We start from the raw sequence: 12,945 nt of genomic DNA on the forward strand, positions 1-12,945 counted from the left end.
GGGCTTATAGTAATCGAAAGATTACTCGTCGTCACCTTTTTTACCGCCAGACTGGAACTTAGAAATGATGCCTTCAGCCACGTTACGTGGAGTTTCAGCATATTTAGCAAATTCCATAGAGTAAGTCGCACGACCTTGAGACATAGAACGCATATGAGTTGCGTAACCAAACATCTCAGCCAATGGAACTTCAGCACGAATGGCTTTAGTACCACCAGGAAGATCGTCCATACCTTGAACCATACCACGACGACGGTTTAAGTCACCCATGATATCGCCCATGTAGTCTTCTGGAGTTTCTACTTCAACTTTCATGATTGGTTCAAGCAAAATTGGATCTGCTTTCATGAAACCATCACGGAATGCGTAAGAACCTGCCATTTTGAACGATAATTCGTCAGAATCGACATCATGGTAAGAACCGTCGAACAATGTCGCTTTGATGCCCACTACTGGATAACCAGCAAGTACACCATTCTTCATACGTTCTTGTATACCCTTGTCAACCGCGCCGAAGAATTCTTTAGGTACTACACCACCTACAACTTCTTCAACGAATTCGTAGTCTTTACCAGCGTCTTCAGCAAGCGGTTCTAGACGTACGTATACGTGACCGAACTTACCTTTACCACCAGTTTGACGTACGAATTTACCTTCTTGTTCAACTGACTTTTTGATCGTTTCACGGTAAGAAACCATTGGTTTACCAATGTTGGCTTCAACACCGAATTCACGCTTCATACGGTCAACAATGATGTCAAGGTGAAGTTCACCCATACCAGCAATAATGGTTTGACCTGATTCTTCATCAGTACGTACGCGGAATGATGGATCTTCTTTCGCCAAACGACCTAAAGCAACTGACATTTTTTCTTGGTCAGCTTTAGTTTTAGGCTCAACTGCAAGTGCAATTACTGGCTCAGGGAATTCCATACGCTCTAGTGTAATTACGTGGTTTTCATCACATAATGTATCACCAGTCGTTGTGTCTTTAAGACCTACACATGCCGCGATGTCGCCCGCACGAATTTCTTCGATATCTTTACGGTCATTCGCATGCATCTGTACGATACGGCCAACACGCTCACGCTTCATTTTTACTGGGTTATAACACGGGCTACCCGCTTTAAGAACACCTGAGTAAACACGAACGAAAGTCAAGTTACCTACGAATTTGTCATTCATAATTTTGAATGCAAGTGCAGAGAACGGAGCTTCGTCAGACGCTTCACGAGAACCTTCAGATTCGTCTTTGTCGTCAAGGATACCCTTGATCGCTTCAACGTCAGTCGGTGCTGGCAAGAATTCAATTACAGCATCCAACATACGTTGAACACCTTTGTTTTTGAATGCCGAACCACAAAGCATCGGTTGAATTTCGTTTGCCAATGTACGCTTACGGATACCAGCAACGATTTCTTCTTTAGTCAGCTCTTCGCCTTCTAGGTACTTGTCCATGAGTTCTTCTGATGCTTCCGCAGCAGCTTCAACCATATTAGTACGCCATTCTTCAGCAGTAGCAACTAAGTCAGCAGGGATGTCGCCATATTCGAATTGCATACCTTGAGATGCTTCATCCCAAATGATTGCTTTCATTTCGATTAGGTCAACAACACCCTGGAAGTTTTCTTCTGCACCGATTGGAACAACGATTGGTACTGGATTACCGCCAAGACGTGTTTTAACTTGTTCAACTGCACGGAAGAAGTTCGCGCCAGTACGGTCCATTTTGTTAACGAACGCAATACGTGGAACTTTATATTTATTTGCTTGACGCCATACCGTTTCTGACTGAGGCTGAACACCACCTACAGCACAGTAAACCATGCACGCACCGTCAAGAACACGCATAGAACGCTCAACTTCAATCGTGAAGTCAACGTGTCCCGGGGTGTCAATTACGTTAATACGGTGTTGTTCGAACTGGTTCGCCATACCTTTCCAGAAGCATGTTACAGCTGCTGAGGTAATGGTAATACCGCGTTCTTGCTCTTGTTCCATCCAGTCCGTAGTTGCCGAACCTTCGTGAGTTTCACCAAGTTTATGGCTCTCACCTGTGTAGAACAAAATACGTTCAGAAGTGGTTGTCTTACCTGCGTCAATGTGCGCAGAAATACCAATGTTACGGTAACGAGAAATTGGGGTTTGACGTGCCATGATTTCTAGCATTCCTAAATTTTGTTGTTTAAAACAGGACGCTTTAAGCTGCATAGCAACTTAAAGCGCTTTGGTGACAAAACCATGACGGTTTTAGCACTTTCCTGAATAGGGCCTGTTTTATCTGCTTAGAAACGGTAGTGAGAGAATGCTTTGTTGGCTTCAGCCATACGGTGCACATCTTCACGTTTCTTAACCGCAGCGCCTTTGCCTTCAGATGCATCAAGCAACTCGCCAGCAAGACGTAAAGCCATAGTTTTTTCAGAACGCTTAGCAGCAGCGTCTACTAACCAACGCATAGCTAGGGCAGTACGACGGGATGGGCGTACTTCCATAGGTACTTGGTATGTAGCACCACCAACACGGCGTGCTTTTACTTCGACCATAGGACGAACTTTTTCAAGAGTAGTCTCGAAAAATTCAACTGGGTCTACTTTAGATTTTTCTTGAACGCGGTCTAAAGCACCGTAAACGATACTTTCAGCAATAGATTTTTTACCATCCTGCATTACGTGGTTCATGAATTTAGCGATTGTTTGGCTGCTGAACTTAGGATCCGGAAGGATTTCACGAGCAGCGACTACGCGACGTCTTGGCATTTTAAACTACCTATAAAGATGACACTTCAGGTTTATCCAGCATGAGCACAAAGTGTCATGTGCATTCGCTGGCCTTACTACACGTCGCTTGAATTTCACAAAATTAAATGCAGAAATCAGACAAGCGAGACGATAAAGGATTGCGGTTCTACGTTCTTAAAATTTAATTCTCGACGAATTATTTCTTAGGACGTTTAGTACCGTATTTAGAACGAGACTGGTTACGATCTTTAACACCAGCACAGTCTAAAGAACCACGAACGGTATGGTAACGTACACCTGGTAAGTCTTTAACACGACCACCACGGATAAGAACAACACTGTGCTCTTGCAGGTTATGGCCTTCACCACCGATGTAGCTAGAAACTTCAAAACCTGAAGTTAAGCGAACACGGCAAACTTTACGCATTGCTGAGTTAGGTTTTTTAGGTGTAGTTGTGTAAACACGTGTACAAACACCACGGCGCTGTGGACAAGCCTTCAACGCAGGAACTTTAGATTTTTCAACTAAAGTCGTACGACCCTTACGGATCAACTGATTTGTTGTTGCCATTTGGCAATTCTCCCGTTAATAAAAAGCCCCAAAAACATACTGCTTTTTGAGGGCATGCAATTGTAATTCAAGATGTAAAATTGGTCAACCTGCTCAGGTCGACCAAATATAATAACAACTATACGCTATGCTGCTATTTTCTCTCAGAATTCATTTACTTTTTCGGATTCTTCGCAGTTTTTTTTGTAACATCTTGAACTTTAGATGTTGTTGAGGCTGTTTCAGATGCAGAATCAGCAGCATCCTGCCCCTCTAGCCCCTCATTTTCCACGGTCTCCGATTCATTTTCAGCAGTATTATCTGCTTGTATCTCTGCTTCCACGTCAGGATCAAAAGAAGTTTTGGTTAAAGCAGGCTGTTGCGATTGTTTATCTGCCACAGGTTCAACCAATTCATCACTGAGGGCATCTAGACCTTCACTGACTTTTTCATCTTTTTTCACTTCAGCTTCTTCAGAACTGAGATCATTCTTTTCTTTCTTAACCAGTTTGACCTGAGTAATTGTATCATTGCCTTCAATTGCAATATCCTGATCCAGAATTGGCTCGTCTTTTGGCGCCTCGATCGACTGAGATGAACTGTCTAATAATTTAGGTGCAGCCTGTTGCAATAAATTGACTGCTTTTTCATAGGCCGCATAGGGAGACAATTGCGAATCTTGATGCTGAATCAGATATTGTCGAGCATGTGAGAAAGCTTCTTGAGCTTTCTGATTTACATCATCAACAAAACGGTGACTATAAACTGCTCCGATTCCAGCACTTGCCAATGGTGTCAATTTCGTTAATTTTTCTAAAATAGAAATTTTTGGCAGATTGTTCACCCATTCCCATTTTGCCTCGCCCTCATGGTTGTTTAACCATTGCTTGATGGCATTCATATCATTATCAGAACCCAGCATGGCCTGAAGCTGGGAAATATCGTGGGTTTTAATTGTATTACTCAGCGCTTTTAAGCCCAATAATAAGGTTTGCTTTTCAGCAATCAGGCCGAGGTCCAGCTGTCTAAAGATATGTTGTACGATTTCCTGATCATCATCTTTGCTCAGGTCAAAACCATAAGAACGACCGACCTGATAAATGGTACGTAGCGCCATTAACAAAGAAGCCGGAATATCAATCGCTGTACCAAGCACCCCAGAAGCACCGCTGATTGCACCCTGTACCGTTGCAATCCATTTGTTTTGCTCACCCAAAGCCTGTGAAATTCGCTTGGAACGATCGACATCCTGAGTCAATTCTTCCAAGTCTTTTGCCCCTGCTTCATTCAGAATGGCATCGACCGAACTGCTCTGGTTACTAAACTGGTTAAGGCGGTCATAAAAATAGTCTGATACTTTCTCCGTCAGTTCAGGAGAAACAAAATGCGCCACGTTATTGACGGTATTAAAACGGTGTCCTAGAAGTTGGCGAGATACATTTGGCAGATGTTCACGAAGCATTTGCTGTGGATTATCATATTTTTTAGCCGAAAAAACGCTTTTTGTCTTCGCCGAACCGTCAATCACCTGACCGGAATTTGACGGCTTAAGTGCTTTCGTCACCGAGTCTGGTGCAACATGATTCAATAAATCCAATCCGGTTGAACTGAACTTTTTCGCCACTCCAAAGGCATTCGAAATCAGACCATTAGATTGTTTATTATTAGCATTTACCATTTTTTACCTCAGCATTCACGTGCTTGTATTTGATATAAATACTAGGTGTAGTCAGCATTTATCTCAACTTTATTCTGTGTCATTTAGTAAAATTCCTACATGCCGACTCACAAACCCAACCGACTGTCACACGGCATAACATTTGCCATAAGATTTCAAAAGTCTTTCTGCTATCATGTTCTCCATCATGAAATAAGGCTAGAGGCCGGATTTGGCGATTTTATATAGCCCATTTTCTGCCACTGGACGTAAAGCTAAACTATAAGGATCTGTAGATGAAACGTGTTGTCATCACTGGCATGGGTATTAACTCGTGTATTGGTAATACATTAGAGGATGTAAACCATTCTTTACAAAATGGGATTTCAGGAACACGTTTTAATCCGACTTATGCTGAACTCAATTTCAAAAGCCATGTGAGTGCTGCGGCCGAACAGGATTTCGACGGTATTGACCGTAAACTCAAACGCTTTATGGGCGTATGCGCAATGTATGCCTACAATTCGGCACTTGCTGCAGTTGAACATGCCGGTTTAAAACAAGAAGATCTGGCAAATAATCCACGCTATGGTATTGCCGGTGGTTCAGGTGGTGGTTCAACTGCCTCAGTGGTTGAAATGAAAGAACTTCTAGATACCAAAGGTGCGCGTAAAATTGGTCCTTTCTTTGTACCACGCAATATGACCAACACCATTACTGCAAACGTCGGTGTCGCTTTTAAACTACAAGGCGTAGCACATACCATTACCAGTGCATGTGCAACCTCTGCCGATGCCATTGGTTATGCTTATAACCTGATCCAACTGGGCAAACAAGATTTGATGCTGGCTGGTGGCGGTGAAGAGGATCACTGGTCACAAAGCTTATTGTTTGATGCGATGGGTGCGCTTTGCTCTAAATACAACGACACGCCTGAAACTGCATCTCGTCCGTACTCTGCTGACCGTGACGGCTTCGTGATTGCCGGTGGTGGCGGTTTTGTGGTGCTTGAGTCACTTGAGCATGCACAAGCACGTGGTGCAAACATCTTGGCTGAAGTGGTGGGCTATGCGGCCAACTCGGATGGTGCAGATATGGTTGCACCAAGTGGCGAAGGGGCTACACGCTGTATCCTGATGGCACTTGAAGAAGCCAAACAACATGGTGTTGAATCGATTGATTATGTGAATACTCATGGTACATCTACACCTGCTGGTGACGTGACCGAGCTTCAAGCAATGGCACGTGCATTTGGTGAAGATAAAGTTCCACCACTGAGCTCAACCAAGTCTATGACTGGTCACAGCCTGGGTGCTGCTGGCGTCCAGGAAGCAATTTACTCGATCCTGATGATGCAAAATGACTTTATTGCTCCAAACATTAACGTGACCGAGCTGGATGAAGGCGCAAAACCATTTGATATCGTGCTTGAAAAACGTGACGCAAAATTGAATACTGTGATGAGTAACAGTTTCGGTTTCGGCGGCGTAAATGCTTGTCTCATCTTTAAAAAATGGGAAGGCTAAGCCGCCCATTTTAGGGTGACTTGATGGATGCTCCTTCTGATGCTTTCCTTTGGGTAAAAGCATTACATATTATTGCTGTGGTGTGCTGGTTTGCTGCGTTGTTCTACTTGCCACGGCTGTATGTTTACCATGCCATGAGCGAAGATGCCGTAAGCCACGCGCGTTTTCAGGTGATGGAACGCAAGCTGTATCGTGGCATCATGTGGCCTGCCATGCTGGCCACCCTCATTACAGCGCACTTTCTGGTCGATTGGGGTGATGCAACACGTCACTATCATGAAGCTTTATGGTTTTACCTGAAAGTGGGTCTGGTGGGTTTATTGGTGATTTATCATCTGGTATGTGGCCATTACCGCAAAAAACTGATGGAAAATGCCCATTACAAGTCACACAAGTTCTGGCGTTATTTTAATGAAATGCCAACCCTGATCTTATTTGCTGTGGTAATTTTGGTCGTGGTAAAACCGACCTTCTAACGCATAGAGCAAAAATAAAAAATCCCTGATTCGTCGGGGATTTTTTATTTTGGCCTTCTAGATTTTTACACAGCTATCCTGCTTCAGATTCAGTTCAGACAATTTCTGTTGAGAAAATGGCAGTGCTATACATAACTTTCCATCTTGCTGAAAATAACGTCGCCCTGCTGCATTTTGATTCAATAGCTCTATCTCTATACTGCCTGAATTGACTGCATTAAAAGTCATAATTTTATTGCTTAAGACATGATTCATCACAATATATTTTTCAAAGTTGGGCTTACTGATCTGCGCTAGAACATGTCCAATCGCATTTTTTAGTCGCCATTTAGACAGTGAAGAAGGCTCACTTGTCGTAAACCGCTCTTGCAGTTCAACATACGGTGTTTCCGAAAGCATCCAGTACACCTCATATTGTGCTGCAATTGCATTAAAGGTGGTATTGGGTAAATACAGCCATTTTAGCTGTACAGGACTGATTTCAGAAGCATGCGCCAGATATTGGGTCAGCAAATAATGTCGCATTAATTCATTTTGCAGACTTGCTTTTAAACCCAATTGATCTGAATCCAGATTGTTAAGCATGACTGGATTGCTTTCATTTTTTTGCTCGATCCGAATCAGATCAATCATTTGACTGAGCCAATTCTGCAGCAGCATTTTTTCAACCAAAGACAAGCGGTTCCGGCTAAAGTCTAAAACCTGATGAAATTGCTGTGCATAATCCTGCACTTTAGAGCCTGAATTAAGCTGGATGTGAACCAGTTTCAGCAACTGTAAGTTTTGAATATAGCGATAATCAGGCCCGCCTGCCTGCGGCGGAATCACCAATGAAATATAATCCTGGTGTTCCAATAAATCTGAAAACCGTTGTAAAGGAATACGCTCACGCCCCAGTAAAGCGTATAGCAATTTTTTATGTTCTACCACCAATGCAGAAAACTGCTCAGCTGAATTAGCCAAACGCATTTGCAGATTTTCAAGAAGTTCTTTTTCCTGTTCAGAAAAACCAGCTCGGCTCAGCTGGCGGTTTAATCCTGAGTCAATCTGCAAATTTTCAGCAGCATTCTGATCTTGAATATAGTTTGCCCATTCCCGATGGTAACGATAACGACCCAGTGCCTGAGGGTGAACCTCATCTTTGGCAGCAATTCCCAATAAGTAAAAATATGAGTGTTGCTGAACATTCGCCCTATAGATTAAATCTGGCTGAATAAACTTTTTTGCCGTATCCGTTAAAGGCTGATCTGTACGCAGCCATTTTGCAGTGAATACCAACAGAATGGCTATTCCCACAAGAATGCCAAGCGACCATAACCCCAGCCTGTTTTTACTCCATCCCCTCATATAGATCCTTATTTTTAATTGTAAATTTTTCTTCAATTCTAAGGGCACAGGACGAAGTTCACAAATGATTCATCACACCATAAAAAAATCCCCGATCAGGCGGGGATTTTTTGAGCTATTTCATTGTGTTTCTAATGCAGCTTTTCTCGCGGCTGCGACACGCGGCCGATACAGTACATAATAAGTCACCGCCAAAATAATCAACCATAATGGACTGATTTTTAATGCATTGAATGTATCTGGCTCCAAACTTAAAATGACCAGAGCGAAAGCCAGAAAAGTTAGTACGATATAGCTCATCCATACCCCGCCCGGCATTTTAAAGGTGGAGTTGGCATGCTGTTCAGGGCGTAATTTACGGTAGCGTAAATAACACACCATAATTAAGCTCCAAATACTAATAAACAAAATCACGCACAGCGACGTCGCTAAAGTAAAAGCTTCCAAGGTATTGGGCACGAAGTACTGCAAAGCTGCACCAGCCATAATAAAGGCACATGAGAACATTAAACCTTTGGCTGGTACAGAACGTTTCGATAGATGCGCCAAAGCGGCAGGTGCCTGTTGGCCACGCGCCAATCCGAAAAGCATACGACTGGTGGAGAATACGCCACTATTCATGGAAGACATGACGGATGACAGGACCACCAGATTCATGATGATCGCCGCCGCACCAATACCGGCATGCATAAACAAGCTGACAAAAGGACTTTGATCCGCAGGAATTTTAGCCCATGGGGTCACTGACATCACTACAAACAATGACAACACATAGAACAAGATAATACGCGTCGGAATCGCATTGACGGCTTTGGGTAAATTTTTCTCAGGATCTTTGGTTTCAGCTGCCATCGTACCGAGCAATTCCACACCGACAAAGGCGAATAAGGCAATCTGGAAGCCTGCCAGGAAGCCATCCGCACCTTTGGGAAACATACCACCCGACCAGACATGGCTAAAGCTTGCAGTACTGCCATCTGGTGCCTGAAACTGGTTCAACACCATAAAGCCGCCAATAAAAATCAGGCCTAAAATGGCTAAAATCTTAATCAGGGCAAACCAGAATTCAATTTCACCAAACAGTTTGACCGTCAGCAAGTTCAAACCCAGAACCAGCAATACACAGCCGACACTGATCAATGCCTGCCCGATGGGGGTAAAGGCCACACCCTCAGGCAACCAGAAACTCAGATAATTAATAATCGCTGCTAAATCGGCAATCCCGACCAGAACCCAACCAAGCCAATAAGACCAGCCAATATAATAGGCCGCGCCCGGACCAATCAGGTCGCGCGCCATATCAATAAATGATTTGTAATGTAAATTAGCCAACAATATCTCACCCAATGCGCGCATCAGGAAGAAAAACATAAAGCCAATAATCATATAAATAAATAAAATTGAAGGGCCGGCCAAAGAGATAGTTTTACCCGATCCCATAAATAAACCGGTACCAATTGCACCACCAATGGCAATTAACTGCAGATGCCGATTGGATAGCTTGCGTTGTAGCTCATGTTGCGACGGCGCTGCGTCATCTTTAGCGGATGTTGTATTCATGTTTAGTTCCTTTTTCGCATCAGACCCTTGCCCATCTGATCGGATTTCTTCCTGAAATCCTGAATGCAGATGAAGTTCCATTTAAAAAGCTAAATGACCGGAGCTGATGTCCTTACAAAATTGAGTTGGGAGATATAAAAATCAAAACAACTCAAGCCTGTGCTGCAATCACTGCAATTTCAATCAGCCAGTCAGGATTGACCAGATCTGCCTGAATGGTGGCACGTGCCGGAGTTCCCTGTCCTTGCAACCAGTGAATCCAGATCTGGTTCACGGTTTGAAAATCTTCCAGATTTTTCACAAATAGTTGTGCCGACAGCAGTCGGCTTTTGTCTGTTCCTGCCAGCTTGAGCAGCTGATCAATTTTCGTCAACACTTCCTGCGTTTGACCGCTAATATCCTGACGGGTGCTATCCGGCACCTGCCCTGATAAATACACGGTCTGGTTGTGAATGGTGACAGCACTCATGACCTGATTGCTGTTAATACGCTGGATATCAGTGTGTTCCATCATCATATGTCCTCTCAATTTCTTCCGTTATTTGGTCAATATTTAGTTTTAGCTTTCGATCCGAACCGGTACACGAGCCGTAATCGCACACATCAATTCATAGCCTACGGTTCCTGAACCGGCCGCGACCTCATCAATTGATAAAATTTCACCTTGCGAAGATTTCCCCCAAAGCACCACTTCACTCCCCACAGTCGCCTGAGGGACAGCGGTCAGATCGACGGTAAGCATATCCATACTGACCCGACCAAGAACTTCAGTCCGCACTGAATCCACCAAAACTGGTGTACCTGTGGCTGAAATGCGCTGATACCCATCGGCATATCCGCACGCCACCACACCAATGCGCATCGCCTGCTCCGCAACGAAGTTAGAACCATAGCCCACACTTTCATCAGCCTGAATATACTGAATCGCAATGATTTCACTGCGCAGGCTCATGCCGGGCTGCAGATTCCAGTCATCAATAGTATGGTCAGGATAGTCAGGCGAACTGCCATACAGCATGATGCCACTACGCACAATGTCGGATTGAATGTGGTGATGATGGCGCAGGATGGCTGCACTATTACTGACAGAAGTTTTTCCGGCTAAAGACCCAGTGATTTGCGTGAACATTGAATATTGATAATCAATGCCGTTCTGGCCAAAGCGCTGACCATCTGCATCGGAAAAATGCGTCATATGGCTAACTGAGCGCACATTGCCCAGTGCCTGGACTTGCTTAAAAATATCCGTATATTCGTGGGCCTGAAAACCCAAACGGTTCATACCGCTGTTAAGTTTTAAGTACACATCAAATTTTGCGTCTGGATTGATCTGCTGAAACTGCGTTAACCAGGTGATTTGATGCTGGCTATGTAGACTAAAACTTAAATCTAATGCAGCACAGACGTCTAAATCGTCTACAGCAAAAATTCCTTCAAGCAGTAAAATTTTGCCCTGCCAACCGAGCGCACGCAGACGCTGCGCTTCAGCCAAATCCAGCAAGGCAAAACCATCGGCTGATTGAAATGCTGAATAGACTCGCTCAATACCATGACCATAGGCATTGGCTTTAACCACAGCATAGACTTCGGCATTTGGCGCTGCGGCTTTGGCGATCTTCAGGTTATGCTGCAATGCATCTAAGTGCACCACAGCTTGAATTGGGCGTGGCATAGCTTCTTCCTTGAAACAGCAATTTAGGCCGCGTGTGAATAACGTCCGAGTGAAAGTCCTTCAGTGCTGATTTCGGTTTTATGATTCAACACAATGTCACTGATTAACTTGCCCGAACCACAGGCCATGGTCCAACCCAGGGTGCCATGTCCAGTATTCAGGAACAGATTTTTAAAACGCGTTACACCAATAATCGGGGTACTGTCTGGGGTCATTGGACGTAAACCGGTCCAGAAACTCGCTTCTGCCAGATCCCCGCCTGGGAATAATTCCTGAGTGACCATTTCCAGAGTGGCACGGCGATTGTCTTTCAAATTGTGGTTAAATCCACTTAGTTCGGCCATACCGCCAACACGGATCCGCTGGTCAAAACGCGTGATGGCAATTTTATAGGTTTCATCCAGCACCGTAGATTGTGGTGCAAAGTTGGCATCAACAATTGGAATGGTCAGTGAATAGCCTTTGACTGGATAAACCGGCAAATCCAGATTCAAAGGTTTTAAGAAATCACGCGAATAACTACCGAATGCCAATACATATTTATCAGCCGTCAGCACTTCACCATTGACCACCACCCCCTTAATTTCATCGCCTTCAATCACCAAACGCTCAACATTTTGGTTAAATTTAAACTGCACGCCCAATTCTTTGGCAACATTGGCTAAGGCATTGGTAAATAAATAACAGTCGCCTGTCTCATCATTGGGTAAATGCAAGCCGCCCACCAGTTTATCCTGGGCATGCGCCAGGGCTGGCTCAACTTTGGCCAGATCAGCGCCCAACAACAATTCATGCGGTACGCCGCATTCTCGCAATACCGCAATATCACGTTGCACCATCTCTAATTGCGCCTCGTTACGAAAGACTTGCAAAGTACCTTTAGAACGGTGTTCATAACTGATCCCCGTTTCTTTACGCAACTCACGTAAACAGTCACGGCTATATTCAGCCACACGGGTCATACGTTCTTTGTTAATCGCATAGCTGGCTGGATTACAGTTTTTCAGCATTTGTGCCATCCAGTTCAACTGCCACATACTGCCATCTAAATTAATGGCTAAAGGTGCATGATGCTGGAACATCCATTTCACTGCTTTAAATGGAATGCCCGGTGCTGCCCATGGCGTCGAATAGCCCGGAGAAATTTGTCCGGCATTGCCAAAACTGGTTTCTTCAGCCGGCCCGGTTTGACGGTCGAGCACTGTAACTTCTACACCCTGCTGCGCCAGATAATAGGCACTCGCCACACCGATTACACCACTGCCTAAGACCAAAACGCGCATCTTACTACCCTCAAATTTTTCTAGTTGATTTAACTAGTATATTTTTGGATCAATAGTGAATTTAACTATATTGAGACGATATATTTAGTGAAATAAACATTTTTTTCGGGCAGAATTAAAAAAAAGAGGGAAATAT

11 protein-coding genes are annotated in these 12,945 nt (G+C 44.1%); 2 read left to right on the plus strand and 9 right to left on the minus strand.

Annotated features, from left to right (window positions below):
* Positions 1–21 precede the first annotated feature (21 nt).
* From fusA to FTU82_RS04020, 4 genes are all read right to left on the minus strand, one after another.
* Positions 22–2,157, minus strand: coding sequence for an elongation factor G (gene fusA, locus FTU82_RS04005; RefSeq protein ID WP_005096016.1), 2,136 nt, complete (start codon positions 2,155–2,157; stop codon positions 22–24).
* A gap of 128 nt (positions 2,158–2,285) precedes the next feature.
* On the minus strand, positions 2,286–2,756 hold the full coding sequence (rpsG, locus tag FTU82_RS04010) for a 30S ribosomal protein S7 (RefSeq protein WP_004279240.1): 471 nt from the start codon (positions 2,754–2,756) through the stop codon (positions 2,286–2,288).
* A gap of 178 nt (positions 2,757–2,934) precedes the next feature.
* Positions 2,935–3,309, minus strand: a complete 375-nt coding sequence (gene rpsL / locus FTU82_RS04015) for a 30S ribosomal protein S12 (protein WP_002050319.1) — start codon at positions 3,307–3,309, stop codon at positions 2,935–2,937.
* Positions 3,310–3,463: 154 nt separating this feature from the next.
* Complete coding sequence (locus FTU82_RS04020) at positions 3,464–4,966, minus strand: EcsC family protein (protein ID WP_180101039.1); 1,503 nt, start codon at positions 4,964–4,966, stop codon at positions 3,464–3,466.
* A gap of 275 nt (positions 4,967–5,241) precedes the next feature.
* Between FTU82_RS04020 and FTU82_RS04025 the strand changes: the two genes are divergently transcribed.
* Positions 5,242–6,471, plus strand: a complete 1,230-nt coding sequence (locus FTU82_RS04025) for a beta-ketoacyl synthase N-terminal-like domain-containing protein (RefSeq protein ID WP_005096011.1) — start codon at positions 5,242–5,244, stop codon at positions 6,469–6,471.
* A gap of 23 nt (positions 6,472–6,494) precedes the next feature.
* Positions 6,495–6,947 carry a protoporphyrinogen oxidase HemJ gene (hemJ, locus tag FTU82_RS04030; RefSeq protein WP_100328923.1) on the plus strand — a complete coding sequence of 151 codons (453 nt, stop codon included), beginning with the start codon at positions 6,495–6,497 and terminating at the stop codon, positions 6,945–6,947.
* Positions 6,948–7,004: 57 nt separating this feature from the next.
* Here the strand turns inward: hemJ and FTU82_RS04035 are convergent, their stop codons facing one another.
* The 5 genes from FTU82_RS04035 to FTU82_RS04055 all read right to left on the minus strand — a co-directional run bounded on the left by FTU82_RS04035 (position 7,005) and on the right by FTU82_RS04055 (position 12,809).
* Positions 7,005–8,243 (minus strand): hypothetical protein, encoded by a 1,239-nt coding sequence (locus tag FTU82_RS04035; protein WP_263576574.1) that lies wholly within the window; start codon positions 8,241–8,243, stop codon positions 7,005–7,007.
* Between the two features lie 171 nt (positions 8,244–8,414).
* The gene (locus tag FTU82_RS04040) at positions 8,415–9,854 is read right to left on the minus strand and encodes an amino acid permease (RefSeq protein ID WP_074384173.1); all 1,440 of its coding nucleotides are present in this window, start codon (positions 9,852–9,854) and stop codon (positions 8,415–8,417) included.
* A gap of 151 nt (positions 9,855–10,005) precedes the next feature.
* Positions 10,006–10,368: a RidA family protein gene (locus FTU82_RS04045; RefSeq protein WP_159138579.1), complete on the minus strand. Its 363-nt coding sequence runs from the start codon at positions 10,366–10,368 to the stop codon at positions 10,006–10,008.
* A gap of 45 nt (positions 10,369–10,413) precedes the next feature.
* Positions 10,414–11,526 carry an alanine racemase gene (gene alr, locus FTU82_RS04050; RefSeq protein ID WP_180101041.1) on the minus strand — a complete coding sequence of 371 codons (1,113 nt, stop codon included), beginning with the start codon at positions 11,524–11,526 and terminating at the stop codon, positions 10,414–10,416.
* A gap of 23 nt (positions 11,527–11,549) precedes the next feature.
* Positions 11,550–12,809, minus strand: coding sequence for a D-amino acid dehydrogenase (locus tag FTU82_RS04055; RefSeq protein WP_005095996.1), 1,260 nt, complete (start codon positions 12,807–12,809; stop codon positions 11,550–11,552).
* Positions 12,810–12,945: the final 136 nt, after the last annotated feature.

Origin of the sequence: Acinetobacter sp. YH12151 (assembly GCF_013418355.1) — a bacterium.
Lineage (GTDB): Bacteria > Pseudomonadota > Gammaproteobacteria > Pseudomonadales > Moraxellaceae > Acinetobacter > Acinetobacter pseudolwoffii.